This is a genomic window from Nostoc sp. DedQUE05, from assembly GCF_034530955.1.
In the GTDB taxonomy this organism is placed as follows: domain Bacteria; phylum Cyanobacteriota; class Cyanobacteriia; order Cyanobacteriales; family Nostocaceae; genus Nostoc.
Genome location: NZ_JAVRCB010000040.1, coordinates 40,333 through 59,654, shown reverse-complemented (window position 1 = coordinate 59,654; position 19,322 = coordinate 40,333). Strand labels below are relative to the sequence as shown.

Genomic DNA, 19,322 nt, shown 5'->3' with positions numbered 1-19,322 from the left:
GACACGGAGAGGGGAGCCAAAACCCTAATTTCTCGTTGCTCCTCCCTTTCCCCGTGGGAGAGGGAGGTTGGGAGGGAGAGGTTCATCGAACTCACGTTGGTTTAGAGATGACATAAAAGTTATCAGTTATCAGCGAACAGTTATCTGACCGTTCGCTGATTTTGCTTAAGATAACTTTGTCAGAAATCCCAACAATTTTTTGGTATTTGATGTGAGGAGTGTTCGACGATAAGCATCAGCTGCTTTTTTAATTGCTTCGGCTTGAGTGGGATAAGGATGAATTACACTGCTTAACTTGCTCAAGCCAATCTTATTCACCATTGCCGTAGTCACTTCTGATATCATCTCACCCGCGTGACTGGCGACAATAGTTGCACCGATAATTTCATCAGACCCCTTTTTATGGTGAATTTTGAGAAATCCTAACTCTTCACCATCTGCGATCGCTCGGTCTACACTATTAAAAGGTATGTTGATGGTTGTCACCTCAATACCCAATTTCTGCGCCTCGTGTTCGTACAACCCCACGTGAGCAATTTCTGGGTCAGTATAAGTTACCCAAGGCATCACCAAACTACTGAATTTCGAGCGTCCTATGCCAAAGGGAGAAAACAGGGTATTTTTAATTACAATTCGCGCCGCAGCATCAGCAGCATGGGTAAACTTCCAGTTCATGCAGATATCGCCAGCTGCATAAATTTTGGGATTGGTCGTTTGCAGGTAATCATTTACCTTCACACCTTTGTGCTTGTCATATTCTACACCCACAGCTTCTAAATTTAGATTTTCGACATTTGGCGATCGCCCCGCACCGACTAAAATTTCATCGACTGTCACCGAATCTCGATGACCGTTAGAGGAAAAGTAAAGGCGTTTCCCTTCGGTGACAGTGACCACTTCTTCCAGCTTGGAATCAAGTACTAGGCGAATTCCTTCATTAATCAAAACCTTTTGGAGAATTTTAGCGGCTTCAGGGTCTTCTTTATTCAGGAGATGAGAACCGCTATGGAAAAGCACCACCTCACAACCCAAACGCCGGAAAGCTTGCGCCAATTCGCAACCAATGGGCCCGCCACCAATTACCGCCAAACGTTCCGGTCGTTGAATTAAGGAAAAAACCGTTTCATTGGTTAGATAACCCGCTTGTTCAATTCCTGGAATCGACAGTTGTGCAGGTCTTGCGCCAGTTGCAATTACAGCTTTTTTAAACTTGAGGGTTTTATCGCCAACTTCCACGGTATTTTTACTTGCAAATCGACCACTACCCAAAAAGACATCAACACCCAACTTTTGAAAACGCTCCGCCGAGTCGTTAGGGCTAATATCAGCCCTGATTCGCCGCATCCTAGCCATAACTTTGGGAAAATCAACATCAATATTATGTTGGGGAATATTAACTCCCAAGTTTTTAGCATCCCAGATTTCGCCAACGACGCGGGCAGAACGAATAATAGTTTTAGATGGTACGCAACCAACATTTAAGCAATCTCCACCCATGAGATGCTTTTCAATCAACGCCACCTTTAAACCCAAATCCAGACCCGCCGCACCCGCCGCCACTACTAATCCCGCCGTACCAGCGCCAATTACTACCAAATCGTAAATATCTGCGGGTTGAGGATTAACCCAATTTGGCGGATGAACGTAAGACACCAACTTTTGGTTATACTCATCCGTTGGGCGAACAGTAACTCTCTCTAAATCTGAATTGGTCATTAGCAAAACCTTTTTTAAGAATTGAAAATAATACTAAATTCAACTGCCTTTTATAGGAATTCAAAATTAAAAATTAAGAATCCTGATAAATTTAGGCGGTTCAGTCTTTTATTTTTTATGCTTGTTTAATAATTGGACTTTGAACAAAATTAATTATTTGTCGGCGCATCCAATTCAGGCAGTAACCGCCGAACGATTGAATTGACGCGGTGCAAAACCACAACCAAGCCCGATAAAAATTAACGGACAATATGATAAAAAAGCTGCTGTTTCGCGCTTGAGTACAACGACTTGTTAGGCGTAGCTTATGATTCACGAAGTCCTACGGCTTGAGATTAAGCGACGCTTTGCCTGTCTCCGGGTCGAAAGGCACTGATTGATGCTCATGCACAATCATCCACTTGCCGTCAATCTCACGCAAGCAAACAGTCGCCCGCACCCACATTTCGACTTTCCCTCCGTCTGTCAGTGTTCCGCTCACACGATAGAGGTAATGGCAGAAAGCCACCGTTTCGCCCGTCGTGATGCTCAGGTCTAGAATCTCATAGCCGATTGAGCCTTGAAATGAAGAAACCCACTTCTGGACGCGTTCTCTAACCGTATCTACTCCGATATATTGCAGTGGATTGATGACATCGAAAGACAGAATATCCGGCGCGTGATTGGACAAAAGCGCGTTGATGTCCTTGTTGGGTAATGCTTTGACACGCTCCTCGATTATCGTGCGAATTTGGACTTCATCATTTGGTTTACTATTTTCAGTTTTCATATCACTTTCCTTTGTTCAGTTGTCATCCCATTTTCCGCAATTTATTTTGTAATATATGAAGATTACCAAAGATAGCGAAAGCATCTGTCCACCCTTAGAATTTTTCTTCTAAAGCTTTCCGCGCAATCCGGGTGACATAAACTGTCACAGCTACTGTAGCAATCAAACCCAAAATCCGAATTGCCCATTGTAAAGTTGGGTTGGTAGGTTGAGCTTCAGTACCAATCATGGCAAGATTACCTGCAAGGGAACCAATATAAACGTACATAATGGTTCCGGGAATCATGCCTACAGAGCCGATAAAGTAATCTTTAATTGAAACTCCTGTGATGCCAAAGGCATAGTTTAATAAATTGAAAGGAAATATTGGGGACAGTCGCGTTAACAGGACAATTTTTAATCCTTCTCTACCTACCGCTTGGTCAATGGCGGCAAATTTTTTGTTATCTGCGATTTTACCAGCAACCCAACTTCTTGCTAAATAACGTCCGACGAGAAAAGCAGCAGTAGCGCCAAGGGTTGCACCGATAAACACGTAAAGAGAACCCCAAACTGCACCAAAAATTACACCAGCTCCCAAGGTGAGAATAGAACCTGGGAAAAAAGCAACGGTAGCAATAATATAAATAGCAATAAAAGCTATGCCTCCTACTGCGCCCAGGCTATCAATCCACAGTAAGGCTTGGCGTAAAATTGCTTGGGGATTGAAAGAATTTAAAGTTACCGATTCTTGTGCCAAAGCTGGGTCTGTGTTTAATGATAAACTACTTGCCAATATTAGTAATATTAATATACTGAGGCGAAAAAACTTCTGGAAGTTTCTGGTATTAATACTTTTAACACTTCGGCTTCGCTCAGTGTTAAAGCCGAGCGGAGTCGTTCGCGTAGCGTCTCGCAGAGAGGCTTTAAATATCTGAATGATTGTTAGTTTTTTCATGGGTTGTGATTTCTTCTTCTGCCACACTTTGAGCTAATGCTTTCTGAGCAACTTTTGTGATATATACAGTTACAGCAACAGTAGCAATCAACCCAACTACTCGCATTATCCATTGCCAGACTTGAGTTTCTGGAGTAATTAGTTGATCAGAGGTGTTGATCGTGGCAAGATTACCAGCTAAAGAACCAATATAAACGTACATCACAGTACCGGGAATAATGCCGAAGGAACCTAATATATAGTCTTTGAGAGAAACCTGTGTTATCCCAAAAGCATAATTTAATAAATTGAAGGGAAATATAGGTGAAAGACGAGTTAGCAAAACAATTTTCCATCCTTCTTTAGCAACTGCTAAATCAATCGCTTTAAATTTAGGATGTTTGTCCATTTGTCGAGAAACCCAATCTCGCGACAGGTAGCGTCCAATGAGAAAAGCTAAGGTTGCTCCAATTGTCGCAGCAATTAGCACATATATCGATCCCCAAAATACACCAAACAGACAACCACCTTTGAGGGTTAAGAGGGAACCCGGTATAAATAGTAATGTTGCTAAGTTGTAAATGAGTATGTAGGCAATAGGCCCAAAAGCACCAAGGCTGTGAACCCAAATGATTAAAGTCTGTAAAAGTCCCTGAAAGTTGAACTGTTTAGCGGCAATTATTAGAGTGACAATGAGGCAACTTAGGAGTAGCAGTTTGAGTTTGGAATTTAATAAACGCTTGTTCATTTTTATAAGTTTCACCCTCTGAGGCTCGATGTTGACCTTTTGAGGCTCAATGTTGACCTTCTGAGGCTCAATGTTGACCTTCTGAGGCTCAATGTTGACCTTCTGAGGCTCGATGTTGACCTTCTGAGGCTCAATGTTGACCTTCTGAGGCTCAACGTTGACCTTTTGAGGCTCAACTTTAAAATTTACACCTCAAATCCAATAGACCTCTTGCAAAAGTCTCTAACACCCCACCCCCAACCCCTCCCCGCAAGCGGGGAGGGGAGACAAAGTGTAGCTTTGGCGGGGTGGGGTTCTTTCTTATTTTTGATTTATGCAAGAGGTCTAATGCCCCTAAGATATAGCACCTACATGAGAAACAGCTTAAAGCCTCTTAAATTTTTCTCGGCGATACCAGCTACAAATTCGCTCAGGTGAAACGCCGAGCAAATAAGCAGTAATTACTATTTGATTAAGTAGCGTAGTTTTTAATACTCCTTTTTGCAACCATCTACGCGCTGAGGTAACAACTGGTGTGGGAATAATTACAATGCGTCCAATACGTTTTAGACGACGCATGAGTTCAAAGTCTTCCATGATAGGCAATTCGGGAAAACTGCCTATTTTTTGAAATACTTCCTTGGTTAAAAAAATTGCTTGGTCGCCATAGGGCATTTGATAAAAATGCGATCGCACATTTACTCCCCACTCTACCCATCGTAAACTTAAAAGTGAGGCATCAATCCGCAATTTAAAAGCACCAGCTACAATCCCAGGTTGTTGTAGCGCTGTGCGAATCATCTCATCAAACCCAGTTGGCAAACGGGTATCTGCATGGAGAAATAACAGAATTTCACCGCTAGCCGCTAAAGCACCCGCGTTCATTTGCACAGCACGACCGGGAGATGATGAGATAACTTTGACATTTAAAGACTGAGCGATCGCTACAGTATCATCACTAGAGCCACCATCGACTACAATGACTTCTATATTTAAATTGGCTTGAGTAGTAGCAATGGCTTTTTTAATATTCCCCGCTTCATTAATAGCCGGAATAATAATCGAAATTTTGGCTGCGTCAATACTCTCACTCATGATTGCTGAGTTTTCTTTTCCGATTGGTCAGGAAATGAACACTCTACCGTTACCTTCAGATTGCTTTCAGCCGTGCCTTTAGTTACGTAAGGTATACCTGCTTCACCGCCAACTTTGATGCCAAATTCAAGAGTAACTTTATCAATATTAGCAACAGGGATTTTCTTAAAAGCATTGAGTGAATAAACAGTGTAAGCCCGAATTGTACCTTCAATTGCTTGGAAATTTTGCACTATCTGTTTTTGTGCAGCATCAGCATCCCATCCCTTATCAATTAGCGCTTCTTCTCCCTCCGGGGATTCGGTAATCACTGGCGGAGCATCTATATTATCTGTAGCCTCAATGTAAATAATCGTGCCATCTTCTAATTGAATAGGTGTGAGTTGAGTCATGGGATAAATCTCGCCTAAAAGAATTGCGTGTAGGGTAGTCCAGCAGTGCTTATCTACAAAATTTTACGGAAAATGCGGTAAATTTCTTGTAAAAGCTGGAAATAATTCGGCACAACTATCATAGGGCTTTGCAGGATGAGTCGAGACGCTTTGGTGGTGGGAATTAATACGTATGACCGCTTAAAATGTCTCAACGCACCAGCTGCCGATGCTGAAGCGATCGCTCAAATCTTACAACAATATGGGGAATTTCGGGTAACGCGGCTCCCAGCAGTCAAAGATAAGGAAAATGAGACGATTCGCATTGGTAAGCAAACTAAAGTTAGTTTAACTCAGTTAGAAAAAGCGATCGTCCAATTGTTTAAGCCAGATGGTAAGCCGCCAGACACAGCGCTGCTGTATTTTTCTGGTCATGGATTGCGGAAAAATCTAGGAATTCAGGAAGGCTTTTTAGCGACAAGTGAAGTCAACCCCGATGCGGGTAATTGGGGATTATCTCTACAATGGCTGCGGCGACTGCTGCAAGAAAGTGAAGTTAGACAACAAATTGTGATTTTGGATTGCTGCTATAGCGGAGAGGTGCTAAATTTTGCAGAGGCAGATCCAGGCGATCGCGGTAAAGGTAGAGACAGGTGTTTTATTGCGGCTTCTCGTGATTTTGAAGTAGCTTTTGAAGAGATTAACAGTCAACACAGCGTTCTCACTGCTGCACTGCTTCAAGGTTTGGAACCAAAACAAGACCGTTGGGTGAGTAACTACACTTTAGTAGACTTGCTCAATCAACAATATCATCCCTTTCCCCAACGTCCCATTTTTGCTAACTCTGGTGAAGCAATTAATCTCACCCGCAAATGGAATTTCTTTGTTGTTAATTTCACGGTACAGATATCAGCTATTTGTCCTTACAAAGGGTTGTCATATTTTGATTGCACAGAAGCAGATGCCAACTTATTTTATGGCAGAACAGCGTTAACAGATGAATTATTAGAAAAAGTGCGATCGGGTAATTTCCTCGCTGTGTTGGGAGCATCAGGAAGTGGTAAATCTAGTGTTGTCAGAGCAGGTTTACTTTATCAATTAAAGTTAGGACGTAGGTTATCAGGTAGTGATACTTGGCAGTTGAAAATATTTCGACCAGGGATTAACCCCTTACAAAATTTAGCATTGGCATTTGTAGAATCAGAATTATCAGATATTGAACGCACCTCACAGTTAGCAAAAGTAGAAGAATTAATTGCTAGAGGTGCAGTTGGTTTAGGACAGTTGATTACTGCTGCACAAACTCAGCGCGTAGTGTTAGTGGTAGACCAGTTTGAGGAAGCTTTTACTCAATGTCAAGACATTACAAAACGACAGCAGTTTTTTGAATGTGTGTTAGGTGCTTTGCAACGAGATGATAATAAACTCTGCCTAATAATTACAATGCGGGCTGATTTCTTGGGCAAATGTCTGGAACAAGAGTATGGCGGACTAGCTAAGAAAATTCAAGAGCATTTAGTAACAGTAACACCGATGAATCGGGAAGAATTAGAAACAGCAATTATCAAACCTGCTCAACAGGTGAACTTAGCAGTAGAACCGGAATTAATTTCTCAAATGATTGCAGATGTAGAAGATTCACCGGGGAGTTTACCATTATTACAGTACACGCTCACAGAACTATGGCAGCAAAGAACTAAAGAACGGTTAACCCTGACTACCTATAGCAAACTAGGTGGAGTCAGAAGAACTCTGCAAACACGCGCTACAGAAGTTTATGAGTCATTATCACTTGAAGAACAGCAAGCAACAAAGCGGGTTTTTTTAGAATTGACGCAGTTAGGAGAAGGAACAGAAGATACGCGTAGACAGGTTTTGCAACACGATTTAGTGACTTTACAGCATCCAGAAGTTTTGATTAATAAGGTAATTCAACGGTTAGCTGATGAGAAGCTAGTTGTCACCAGTACCCTATCTAATCAAATTGCTGTGGTAGATGTGGCACATGAAGCACTGATTCGCCATTGGTTGCTATTACGCAAATGGATTGAGGAAAGTCGAGACATACTGCGACAAAAGCGGAAAATTGAAGCGGCAGCTATTGAATGGCGAGATAGGGGAAAGGTGAAAGATTATCTACTTCAAGGGAAACGTTTGACAGAGGCGAAGGGTTTTCAGAAAGAACAAATTGAGAGCTTGAGATTATCTGAACAGGCTGAAAAGTTTATTCAAGCAAGTGATACAGAAAGACGTAATAATCGCTTTAAGTCTATTGGTTTTTTCTTAATTATTCCCCTGAGTGTGTCAGTAGTTTTAAGCATTGCAGTTGAAAGAAAGATTACGATCAGTGAATCTTGGCAGATAGTTGATGCTGCTAAGGGAAAAAAGTTCAGTGACGCAAGAATTCAAGCACTCGAAAAGCTGGTAAAAGCTGGTGAAAGTCTAGCTAACAAAGATTTCAGTGATACCATTCTTCGCTATGCCAACTTCAACAATGCCAACTTCAACAATGCCAACCTCAACAATGCCAACCTCACCTATGCCAACCTTATCAATGCAAACCTTAGCTATGCCAACCTTATCGATGCCAACCTTAGCAATGCCAACCTTATCAATGCCAACCTCAGTTATACCAACCTTATCAATGCCAACCTCAATAGTGCCAACCTCAGCTATGCCAACCGCAGAGCTTTCTACTTTAATACCAACCTCGAAAGTGCCAAGCTCATCAATGCCAATCTTAGTAATGCCGACTTCACGAATGTCAAGCTCAAAGATGCCAATCTTAGCTTTGCCGATCTTAACCGCACTTACCTTAGTAGTGCCGACCTCACAAATACTAACCTCACAAATACTAACCTCACAAATGCCTACCTCAGATATGCCGACCTCACGAATGCCGACCTCACGAATGCTAACCTCACAAATGCCGACCTCACAAATACCGACCTCTGGGGGGCTAACCTTAACGGTGTCAGAAACCTAACTCCTGAGCAAGTTAAGTCTGCTATACATTGGGAGTATGCAAAATACGATGGCGATTTTCGTGCCAAGCTTGGTTTACCATTAAAACCAGCTAGGGACTTGCCGGAATATAAACTACCAGTCATTCGACGCACCCTGAAGTAACTTCCGTGAACCCTGAAATAACTTCCAAGAATCGTGAAGTTAGTTCTGGGAACTCATACCAATTCTCTATAAACTTGCACTAAATAATTTAATCTCTCTTCTTAGCGTTCTTGGCGGTTCGTTTTAAAAATAAAGTCCATCTTCACAGAGAATTGGTATCAGCATCTAATCTGAAAAAATGGTATCAAAGAGCGATGCCTGCGGTATTTGCTAGCCAACGTAACGCTCAGAGATTGCTTTACTGGCAATGAGTTTTTATAATTAAGCGATCGCACAGCTAATCTGAAAAAATGGCATCAAAGAGCGATCGCTTGACTCAGAGATTGCTTTGCTGGCAATGAGTTTTTATAATTAAGCGATCGCACCAAACAAAGACCAATCCTGCATCTAGTTTGGAAAAATGGTGTTCAAGAGCGATCGCTTGACTCAGAGATTACTTTGCTGACAATGAGTTTTATAATTAGGCGATCGCACCAAACAAAAACCAACCCTGAAGTCACTCCCATCAACCCTGAAGTCACTCCCATCAACCCTGTAGTCACTCCCGTCAACTCTGTAATGACTTTCGTCAACCCTGTAGTCACTCCCGTCAACCCTGTAGTCACTCCCGTCAACTCTGTAGTGACTTTTGTCAACCCTGAAGTCACTCCCGTCAACTCTGTAGTGACTTTCGTCAACCCTGAAGTCACTCCCGTCAACCCTGTAGTCACTTCCGAGAACTCTGCATCTACTCTGAAAAGATGGCATCAAACAGCGATGCCTGCGGCGAGCTACGCCAACGCTTGACTCTGAAATTTGACAGTCGCTACTAGCGCGGCTGAAAGCACCCAAGAATTAGTAATAACTTGCGAAACCAAATTGAAAATAATGATAATTGCTTAAGTATTGCCAGTGTTTGGGAAATGGTAATCAAACACAGTATTGGCATCAGCTTTAATTTAAATTTTTCTGAGTTTGTTGAACAACTTTGTCGAACAAGAAATAATTATGAAATAGCTTATTCTCACTCATGATTCCTAAGTTTTGCGTTGATTAACCCAGCGTGCCGCCTCAATAGCAGATGTGAACCGCATAGACACTCCAAAAACTCGCACTTCTCCCGTACGCGGATTTGTTACTTTAAGGAACTGCTTAGGCCGGACATTAATTCCTTCAACGACACGTAACAACTTGTATTCTTCCCAAGAGTCAATTTCAACTGCGTTCATTTTCTCAAATAACTTTACCCAAGCGATATCATCGAGTTTACGCTTGCGTTGTAGGGTTATTTTACCGTGATGTGCATTCAGGCTATACCCATCTGTAAAGGCTACGGCAGGTGTATTTTCACCGTGGAGATGATTGTTGCTATCAATATTAATTGTGGTGCAATGGTTGGAAATAATCGCGATATTTTGAAAGAAGAAAGTCCAGCCGCAATTTTTAACAAAATCTTCTAAAATGAATAGTTGGTTTTCAAATTGCTGGTAGTTGAAACTCTGAATACAAAAGTCAAAATAACTGCATCCTGCAATTAAAGTTTCCGGTTTGCGACAAGAAGAGAATATATTTTTAATCAACTGGCTATTGCGTTTATCAAAATGTTCCTCCAAAACATCTCCCCATTGTATTTCTAACTGTTCTTGGAGTAATTTGGCATATTCATTTACTGGATGATTGTCAAACAAAGAATGTAAATTTGTTTGTAAATCAACGGGTAATCGCACGAGCAAATATGATTGCAACTTACTGTAGATTTTACTCCAGTGGGAACTATCTATAGCATCACCCAGAATTGTCTGAGAATCAACTTTGAGCAAATTCCAGATGTACTCGAACCCAGCGTTAGGGCTATCAACGATAATTATTTCAGGTTCAGTGAGTTCGAGTGCAGTATATATTGCTCGAACTGCATCCGTAGCCTGTTGTTGGTTGATGGGTTCGGTAGATAGTCCAATGTGTTGCCATTTTTCTCGACATCGGGATATGAATGCACGTTGTTCTGGTGTCAGGTAGTCGGCGGACATAGCAGGTATGCGAAATAGTAGCTATCTTGTATTAAAGCAGATTATTTGATTTGGTTAATGAATCGAAAAGTGCTGTATGTATAATTACAATCCCTTAGACTGCCTACCTTCATCGGCGGAATTACGAGATTCTGATGATACCCCTGTAGATAACGAACTACAAATATTAATTCCTAATTTATTGTTAGCCATCTTAGCCTCGATTTGGCAAACCCGTGATGACTGGTTTTTCGGTATCAACATGGGAATTTACTATACACCATTACAACCTGCTATAGTCCCCGATGGGTTTTTGAGTTTAGGTGTTGAACGTTTTGTTGGAGAAAACTTATTGATCCCCCCTAGCCCCCCTTAAAAAGGGGGGAAAACTTCTTAAAGTCCCCCAATTCATCGGGGGATTTAGGGGGATCTAAAACTTTTTGCTACCAACAACAGGACTTTTCAAACATCCTCTTAGCCCAAGTGTATTTGTAGATAATTAACTGCGATTATCTATTTGAGCGCGTTGCAAACTTCCAGAGAAGTCAACATAAACACTTTTCCATTCTGTGAAAACATCCAATGCAGTAGTTCCCGCTTCGCGGTGTCCGTTACCGGTTTGTTTCACACCACCAAAGGGTAAGTGTACCTCTGCGCCAATAGTCGGGCCGTTAATATAAGTGATACCTGCTTCAATGTCGCGCATGGCAGTAAAAGCCCGATTGATATCGCGGGTGTAAACTGAAGAAGAAAGACCATAATTGCTATCGTTGAGAATTGCGATCGCATCCTCAAAGCAGCTAACCTCAATTAATGCCACCACTGGCCCAAATATCTCTTCACGAGCGACGCGCATATCAGGAGTTACATCATCCAAAATAGTTGGTTGAAAGAAGTAACCGTTTTTCAATGAGCCTTCACGAGCGATTTCCCCACCAATTAAAATCTTTGCTCCTTCCTCACGAGCGATATCCAAATACTTGCTCACCTGTTTGAGTTGCTTTTCATTGATTATCGGCCCAATATCTGTATCAGAGTCATTGCCAGCACCCAAGCGTAACTTACTGGTACGCTCATAGAGCATCGCAGTAAATTTTTCCTTGATATCACGATGCAAAATCAGCCGACTAGTAGCCGTACACCGTTGTCCAGTTGTCCCAAACGCTCCCCACACTGCGCCATCGAGAGCAAGTTCTAAATCGGCATCTTCCATCACTATTTGAGCATTTTTCCCACCCATTTCCAAACAGACACGCTTGTGAGTGCGTCCGCAAGTCGCGCCAACAAAAGCACCCGTTTCTGAAGAACCGGTAAAGGATACCAAATCTACATTGGGATGCTCAACTAAAGCTTTCCCCGCCTCTTCTCCCACACCATGCACCAAGTTAATTACTCCTGGTGGTAAACCTGCTTGTTGAAAAATCTCAATCAATTTAGTTGCACAGGCGGAGGTATCTTCGGCAGGTTTGAGAATGACTGTATTGCCACACACCAAGGCTGGCATCGCTTTCCAGCAAGGAATTGCCACCGGAAAATTCCAGGGAGTAATTAAGGCACAGACTCCGATAGGCATCCGCACTGTCATGGCGAATTTATTGGACATTTCTGAGGGTGTGGTTTGCCCAAATAGTCGCCGTCCTTCGCCAGCACTGTAAAGGGCGCAGTCAATACCTTCTTGGACATCTCCCCTAGCTTCCGTCAAGGGTTTACCCATTTCCCGACTGATTAGCTGGGCAAGTTCTTCTTTATGCTGGAGTAATATTTCCCCAACCCGAAAGATGTATTCTGCCCTCGCTGGGGCCGGGACTTTGCGCCAACTCTGGTAGGCTTGACGGGCGGCGGCTACTGCTGTATCTACATCTTTAACTTGAGAACGGGGAAATGTGGCCACGACTTCGGTTTTGTCGGCAGGGTTGCGACTTTCTAGGGTTGCTTCTCCTACAGCACTCAACCATTGGCCATCTATATAATTACGACAAGATAGCGGAGTTGTCATTTTGAAAATCTCCGATGATCCACTGAAAACTTGTGTATTAAGTTTGCTTGCTTTCTAGGTTATCCTCAAGTTTAGGAAATTGGCGTGATAAGCAAATATCGATATAAAAATTAAGGCACTAACGCCAACACTCCCACAGGCGAACCAGAACCACCACGTAATCTTAGAGGTGCGATCGCTAGAGTAGTACCTTTAGGTGGCAGTTGATCCAAATTTGTGAGATTTTCCAACACAATGCGCGGTTGTTCTAAAACTAGGCGGTTAATCGCAAAACTGTTATCCTGTCCGGGGTCTACACCATGAGTATCAATTCCTACCCCAACTATTTGCCGTTCATCAAGTAAAAATTGAGTTGCATTGCTGCCAAATCCGGGGAAGTGGGGAATCCCTTGAGCATCATGATTGAGGAATGCACTTTTATCCAACCACTTTTTTTGCCAACCAGTATTCAGTATAACTACGCAGCCAGCAGAAATTTCACCATATTCTGCTTCCCAAGCCAAAACATCAGCAACAGTCAGGGCATAATCAGGATTAACTGCTGTAGCTTGGCAAACGTTTATAACTACCGCAGGTACAACCAAAGACTGGGCTGGATATTGGTCAATTCCCACAGCAGAACTATGAAAACTATTAGGGGCGTTGATATGGGTAGCGCTATGTTCCCCCAAGGAGAAACGCCGCAAGTAATAGCCATCATTATTTAGTTCAGCCACAGTTTCAAATTCTACTGTGGGATCTCCAGACCATTGGGGAATATCTATGTCAATTACATGACTTAGGTGGATAATGCGTGTGTAGGTGATACTATTTTGACTTTGGGGTTGTATCATCCCAGCCTTCTATTTTATTTGTACTCAGGGATTTTTTGTTCGGTGCGTAGGTGCAGTTCATTGTGTACATTGTCTGGATTGGCTATGCCTACGCAAAGATAGTACTACCATTACAACGTTTTTCAAACCTAATTCCCTATATTAGAAGAAATAATCCCCTCAATTCCTGTAAATTTTAGGTTATTGAGGGGGTTAAAATGTTGCAGCAAAAAGTGAGTTGATCTTAGTTAACAACTATTAGGTTAAGTTTTGATTAAGTTTAGATTAAGATTACTTCTCCAAAAATTAAATATGCGTTATCTAGAACCGTTCTAGAGACGTAACACTGTTACGTCTCTAGATTTTTTCACTTCTATCTCTATTGCGTGATATCTAGGTTGAGGGTTCTTGTTTTAGTGGAATCATTACAACAAATTCGGCACCTTCTCCTGGTGCTGAAATACAATGGATCTTTCCACCGTGTTTTTGCACTACAATTTGGTAGCTAATTGATAATCCCATACCTGTACCTTTACCCACAGGTTTTGTCGTGAAAAAGGGGTCAAATAGGCGTTTGCGTACTTCTTCACTCATCCCTGGGCCATTGTCAGCAACTCTAATGATTACATAGTCTTCTTGAATGAGGCTGCGAATGTGAATTTGTAAAGAAGTTATTTGTCCTTGGTCATGTGTCCTTTGTTCAGTGTTGTTTACTAATGACATAAGCGCAACTCTTGGAGACGCTACGCGAACGCCTTTTTGCAGGGTATGACTATTGACATAGGCGCTTCGGCTTCCCGCAGAGTATGACTCTTCTAAAGCATCGATCGCATTTGTCAACACATTCATAAACACCTGATTCATCTGTCCGGCGTGACAGACTACTGGTGGTAGATTGCCGTAGTCTCGAATTACTTGGATTTCGGGATGTCCTGGTTTGGCTTTGAGGCGATTTTGCAATAGCAGCAAAGTGCTATCCATCCCTTCATGAATATCCACTGCTTTTGTACCGTCTTCATCAAGGCGAGAAAAATTACGTAAAGATAGGACAATCTGCCGAATGCGTTCAGATCCCATCTTCATCGACTCCAGAATTTTGGGTAAATCTTGCTTGAGAAATTCCAAATCAATGGTATTGATTTGTCGATCGATCTCTGGTGTTGGTGGGTAGTAGCTCTGTTGATAAAGTTCTACTAAGTGCAGCAAATCCTTAGTATATTCACTGGCGTGGCTAATATTGCCGTAGATGAAATTGACGGGATTATTGATTTCGTGGGCAATACCTGCAACCAATTGTCCTAAACTGGACATTTTTTCAGTTTGAATCAGTTGCGTTTGAGTTTGTTGAAGTTCTAGCAGTGCTGCTTCTAGTTGCTGGGCTTTGTCTTGGGCAGTTTGGGCGGTAATGCGACTTTGGGTGTAAAGTTTAGCTTGGTCAATGGCGATCGCTAGTTGAACTGTAACTGCTTGTAGTAATTCTACTTCGTTGTTCTGCCAAGGACGAAAGCCACTACAATAACCACAGCTAAATGCACCAATTTCACCAGATTGAGTGTGTACAGGCAGCGCCATAAAAGCAGTGAAACCAAAATCCTGCAAAAATTGCTGTGCTATGGAATCGCCCACAGTCTCAGTATCATCAATGCGGATGATTTCTCCGTTCAAGGTTTTGGCTGCGATTAGTTTGATTTCGGCATGAGTTGCTTCTTGTTGATTAAGTAAACACGGTAAAAAAGAACTTTTCGCCTCATAGACTCTTTCCCAGTATGGTACATCAGCGTCTTGCCGATACCAAAAGAAGACGCAGCGATCGATCTGGAATAAGTTGCGAATCTCCTGTACTGCGGTTTCCACAATGTAATTGAGATCCAAAGAAGCTCGAATCTGATTAGAAAGACGATTGAGCAATGTTTCTCGCTGGACGCTTTCTCTGAGTGCAATTTCTGTTTGTTTGCGCTTGATGCCAATGGCAATCTCTTGAGCGGCAAATTCCAATGCTTTGAAAGTTGATTCTGTTACTGTATGGCGGGCAAACATGGCTATCACCCCTACAGTTTCATCTTCAACAATCAAGGGATAGCCAGCGAAGGCGACCATACCCTCTCGCTGTGCCCACTCTTTGTTACCAACGTGGGGATCTGTCTGCACAGAATTAGTTAAGTGGGGTTTGCCCTCTTCGGCAATCAAACCAATTTTGAATTGACCGACTGGCACACATTTATGGGGCCCATTAATATGGGTGTACATCCCAGAACTGACTTGCAACTCTAATACATTGTCTTGTTCGTTTAGCGTCCAGATGCGAGCAAAGGCTGCATCAAGATGTTCAACTAAGGCGTCAGTGCAGCGGCGCATCATATTCTGTAAGCTGTCACTCTGGGTCAATGCCGCATCTACATCGGCACGAAAATTTGCTAAAAGCGCTCGTTCTGCTAGAGCTACTTCTGCTTCTTTACGATCAGTGGTGTCATAGCAAATACCAACGAAGTACAAAATATTGCCATTAGCGTCTTTAATCGCAGATGAGTTGCTTGTATGCCATCGCCAACTACCATTTTTGTGTTGGACTCGATATTCAATTGCTTTTTGTTTTTCGCTTGTTGTCAAAATTCTTTGAAAATAATCGACACAAATATGCACATCGTCAGGATGTATAAAGGGAACAAAAGATTTGCCTTCAACCTCTGCAATCTCATGCCCAAAAATCTCAGTCCAGTTAGGAGAAACGTAGGAAAATATCCCTTCAAGTGTCAGCGCAAAAATAACGTTGTTGGCATTTTCTACAATGCTGCGGAACTTGGCATCACTTTCTATTAAAGCTGCTTGGTTGGTGTCGCGGACAAGAACTATAATTTGCTGGTCTGGTAATGGTAATAACCTAGCTGCAAAATTATTGTTTTTTCCTGGTTGCGGTAAGGTATATTCAAAACTGACTTCATATTGAGTTTCAAGTACTTGATTTATTGCTTGATGGAAGCGATCGCCTACAGAAGTCGGTAAGCATTCTCGCAAACTCTTGCCCTGACAATCTTCTGGTAAAATATACAGACTCTCCATCAACCCTTGCTTGTAATCCAGAATACTTCCAGCAGCATCAAGACGGAAGTAGGAATCAGGAAGTACTTGCAAAATCGCGGTAAATTCTGATGTTTTTTGGCGTAACTCTGCTTCAACTGCTTGGCGTTTGCTAATTTCAGCTTGCAGTTGCTCCAATGCTTTTGCTAATTCTGTTGCTCGTTCTCTATCTGTAATTTTACGTAGGCGACGAGATGAATTTGTCGATAGGGAGCTGTTTTCTGTTAGGGAAGATTGACCGATCCCGATCGGCACTTCTGTTAGATCGATACAATAACCGATGTAACCGACAAAGCTACCATCTGCCGCAAATCGTGGCGCGGCTGTATCTAAAATCCAGCGATATTCACCATCAGATCGACGCAGGCGATATTGCCTCTGGAAGGAATCATACGTCGCAAATGCTCTCAGGTATATATCTTCACATCGCTGTCTATCTTCTGGATGGACGCTGCCAGTCAAAATATTGCCTATTTCCTCTTCTCGCGCAGATGCAGCTTTTGTTAGATGTATTCCAGTAAATTTCAGCCAATTAGAATTGAAGTAACAGTAAAGTGCATTACATCTAGACATCCAAATCATCAGAGGAGCAATATCCGCCTGCTGGTAGAATACTTTTTCATCCTCTTCAACTATGATTTGTTTAACGTAGCTCTGCACCTTTTTAGAAAACACTTTTGCCTGCCTGCTCTGCCTAAATTATTAAGGTAATATGCTGAAAATACAATTTCTTAATATATGGATATAATCTTGTTTATGCCAACCTGCTAACGATCTTAATACTTTATTTATTTTTATATATGCAGCAATTCCTCTTTTAGTGTAAATAAATTGAAAAAATGCTGAAGTTATCATTAAGATTAACTTCAGCGTTTTGCGTGAAATTTAAACTATATATATCACAGAGCTTGTTTGACTTTGTTTATTTTTAAAATCACTGAGAAATTCATCTTAGCTATGTAATTGCATTGCTGAAAAACCTGATTTAGCTTCACTAAAAATATATGATTCTCTGTGAGGCGTTTACGCTTCCAAATCGAGTTTGATTTTCGAGATGCCAAGCAGTTCTGGGGATTAGAAAACTTTATGAACCTCAGTCAAACTGCGGTGACTAATGCTGCTAAAACACGCATTTTTTATGGTCAGCTTATCCCATCATTAACTCTTAGATTTTCGTCAACACAATCCCGACTCCGGCATTATCGTAAATTCCAGGGTTTAAGACCCCAACCATTACACATAGTATCAGTTGAGTTGGGGTTTAAATCCCCGACTCCAACTGTCTTGAATTTTGAAGTAATGAGTAATAAGTAATAGGTATTACTCATTACTCATTTAAGGTATTGTATCTAATAACAGCATTTTGGCTGAAAGGATCGCCCACACAAAATTTATAAAAACTTTTTTTACCAATTGACACAAACAAAAAGCTATGGGATAGTTCTACTAAACTACGGTAAATCGACCAAGATTTAGTAGTAAAGAATCATAAATCTGATTAAAGACTTTCAAAAACTGAAGGGTTAATTGTCCGAAGTGTAAAAAAGTCTGATAATTCGCTCTTTGCAGAAGCGGGGGTGAGGTTGCACACATTTGAGACTGTGCGACTAATTTGTTCTGTCTAGTAACCTATCTGATTCACTCAGGTAAGTTTTTTGGTGTCTACCAAGGTGAAAATACAAATGACAAATATCTTTGCAAAGACAATAGCGATCGCAACAAGTGCTGCTTCTATATCAGTGGCTTCCCTAATACTAACAGTACCTGCTCATGCTCAGGCAGCACCATTCACCCAATTTTCGTTTAAAACTAATGTCACAGCTACTCCGACTAACGACCCTACATCTAGTTTACTCAACGATCCCACAAGGGATATCCGGTTGGATTCAGTAGAATTTAGTGGAAGAACGATTAGTAGCTTTGAAGTTGTCACTAAAGCAAAGATTCTCCGAAATGATACATACACTCTCCCAAATGGAAATGTATTCGGTGTACTGAATTCAGGAAGAGGCCCTAATACTCCTGATGACGCCCTGCTTCCAGAAGGCCCCTCAAAACCAAACCCAACTGCTCAAGACATTGTTGACAGTTTGGGAAACTTAAATCTAAATAGCATTCTGGTGACGCGAGAAAATGCAGATACAGACAGCATTGAAGTCTCCTTCGCCAATCCCGTGAATACCTTCCTCTTTTGGGAGCGTGGTGGAACAGCAGGTGGTTCAGTTGCAGGCGATAGCGATTTATTGGTGGAAGCTTTGGGTGAAAATAATGAAGTTATAGCGACTTACAAAATTTTGAGGCAAAACTACACCAAAGCCGACTATAACATCAGTACTCAAGTCTTCCCCATCCTTAACAATGGGCCTTTCAATATTGGCTCCATAGGCATTAGTTTAGATGGAATCACTACTCAAACACTGCGATTAACTAGCTCTAACAATAATGGGCTTATTCCTGGTATTCCTAACGACAATGGCCCAGATTTCAAAGTTATAGCAGCAACGGTTAAAGTTGTTCCCGAATCCTCTACTATTATGGGCGCACTGTTAGTGGGTGGTTTAGGGATCATCTTCAAGCGTAAAAGAACAGTTATGGGCTGATATAACAAGCAGTTTTTAAACTGTTAGCCAAAATAACATAACTCCAAAGACCTCTATCACTTAGTACAACTAAGGAGAGGTCTTCTTATTTGGTAGAAATCTATACCTGTTAGTCTCCCAATGAGTGTCTG

13 protein-coding genes and 2 pseudogenes are annotated in these 19,322 nt (G+C 41.8%); 5 read left to right on the top strand and 10 right to left on the bottom strand.

Features of this window, described 5'->3' with window-relative positions; translation table 11 throughout:
* Window positions 1-165: 165 nt before the first annotated feature.
* The 6 genes from RMZ42_RS25685 to RMZ42_RS25660 all read right to left on the bottom strand — a co-directional run bounded on the left by RMZ42_RS25685 (window position 166) and on the right by RMZ42_RS25660 (window position 5,615).
* Window positions 166-1,716 carry a mercuric reductase gene (locus RMZ42_RS25685; protein ID WP_322674069.1) on the bottom strand — a complete coding sequence of 517 codons (1,551 nt, stop codon included), beginning with the start codon at window positions 1,714-1,716 and terminating at the stop codon, window positions 166-168.
* Between the two features lie 322 nt (window positions 1,717-2,038).
* The gene (locus RMZ42_RS25680) at window positions 2,039-2,485 is read right to left on the bottom strand and encodes a YybH family protein (RefSeq protein WP_322674068.1); all 447 of its coding nucleotides are present in this window, start codon (window positions 2,483-2,485) and stop codon (window positions 2,039-2,041) included.
* 94 nt (window positions 2,486-2,579) lie between these two features.
* Window positions 2,580-3,422, bottom strand: coding sequence for a TVP38/TMEM64 family protein (locus RMZ42_RS25675; RefSeq protein WP_322674067.1), 843 nt, complete (start codon window positions 3,420-3,422; stop codon window positions 2,580-2,582).
* Window positions 3,391-4,149, bottom strand: a complete 759-nt coding sequence (locus RMZ42_RS25670) for a TVP38/TMEM64 family protein (protein ID WP_322674066.1) — start codon at window positions 4,147-4,149, stop codon at window positions 3,391-3,393. The genes RMZ42_RS25675 and RMZ42_RS25670 overlap by 32 nt, the downstream gene beginning before the upstream one ends.
* 363 nt (window positions 4,150-4,512) lie before the next feature.
* A complete protein-coding gene (locus tag RMZ42_RS25665; RefSeq protein WP_322674065.1) occupies window positions 4,513-5,223 on the bottom strand; it encodes a TIGR04283 family arsenosugar biosynthesis glycosyltransferase in 711 nt (236 codons plus the stop codon).
* Window positions 5,220-5,615, bottom strand: a complete 396-nt coding sequence (locus RMZ42_RS25660; RefSeq protein ID WP_322674064.1) for a CU044_2847 family protein — start codon at window positions 5,613-5,615, stop codon at window positions 5,220-5,222. Before RMZ42_RS25660 ends, RMZ42_RS25665 begins: the two co-directional genes overlap by 4 nt.
* Before the next feature lie 135 nt (window positions 5,616-5,750).
* On the opposite strand from RMZ42_RS25660, the gene RMZ42_RS25655 reads away from it, so the two are divergent.
* Window positions 5,751-8,723, top strand: a complete 2,973-nt coding sequence (locus tag RMZ42_RS25655) for a pentapeptide repeat-containing protein (protein ID WP_322674063.1) — start codon at window positions 5,751-5,753, stop codon at window positions 8,721-8,723.
* A gap of 447 nt (window positions 8,724-9,170) precedes the next feature.
* A complete protein-coding gene (locus tag RMZ42_RS25650) occupies window positions 9,171-9,509 on the top strand; it encodes a hypothetical protein (RefSeq protein ID WP_322674062.1) in 339 nt (112 codons plus the stop codon).
* A 230-nt stretch (window positions 9,510-9,739) separates the two neighbouring features.
* On the opposite strand, the gene RMZ42_RS25645 is transcribed toward RMZ42_RS25650, so the two are convergent.
* The gene (locus RMZ42_RS25645) at window positions 9,740-10,729 is read right to left on the bottom strand and encodes a DUF6745 domain-containing protein (RefSeq protein WP_322674061.1); all 990 of its coding nucleotides are present in this window, start codon (window positions 10,727-10,729) and stop codon (window positions 9,740-9,742) included.
* Window positions 10,730-10,805: 76 nt separating this feature from the next.
* On the opposite strand from RMZ42_RS25645, the pseudogene RMZ42_RS25640 reads away from it, so the two are divergent.
* Window positions 10,806-11,057, top strand: a pseudogene (locus tag RMZ42_RS25640) (Uma2 family endonuclease); the annotation flags it as partial.
* A 150-nt stretch (window positions 11,058-11,207) separates the two neighbouring features.
* Here the strand turns inward: RMZ42_RS25640 and RMZ42_RS25635 are convergent.
* The 3 genes from RMZ42_RS25635 to RMZ42_RS25625 all read right to left on the bottom strand — a co-directional run bounded on the left by RMZ42_RS25635 (window position 11,208) and on the right by RMZ42_RS25625 (window position 17,266).
* Window positions 11,208-12,704, bottom strand: coding sequence for an aldehyde dehydrogenase family protein (locus RMZ42_RS25635; protein WP_322674060.1), 1,497 nt, complete (start codon window positions 12,702-12,704; stop codon window positions 11,208-11,210).
* A 110-nt stretch (window positions 12,705-12,814) separates the two neighbouring features.
* Window positions 12,815-13,537 carry a cyclase family protein gene (locus RMZ42_RS25630; RefSeq protein ID WP_322674059.1) on the bottom strand — a complete coding sequence of 241 codons (723 nt, stop codon included), beginning with the start codon at window positions 13,535-13,537 and terminating at the stop codon, window positions 12,815-12,817.
* 372 nt (window positions 13,538-13,909) lie between these two features.
* On the bottom strand, window positions 13,910-17,266 hold the full coding sequence (locus RMZ42_RS25625) for a PAS domain S-box protein (protein ID WP_322674058.1): 3,357 nt from the start codon (window positions 17,264-17,266) through the stop codon (window positions 13,910-13,912).
* Window positions 17,267-17,611: 345 nt separating this feature from the next.
* Here RMZ42_RS25625 and RMZ42_RS25620 point away from each other — a divergent pair.
* A pseudogene (locus RMZ42_RS25620) lies at window positions 17,612-17,750 on the top strand (IS4 family transposase); the annotation flags it as partial.
* A gap of 523 nt (window positions 17,751-18,273) precedes the next feature.
* The gene (locus tag RMZ42_RS25615; RefSeq protein ID WP_322674057.1) at window positions 18,274-19,191 is read left to right on the top strand and encodes an exosortase-dependent surface protein XDP2; all 918 of its coding nucleotides are present in this window, start codon (window positions 18,274-18,276) and stop codon (window positions 19,189-19,191) included.
* Window positions 19,192-19,322 lie beyond the last annotated feature (131 nt).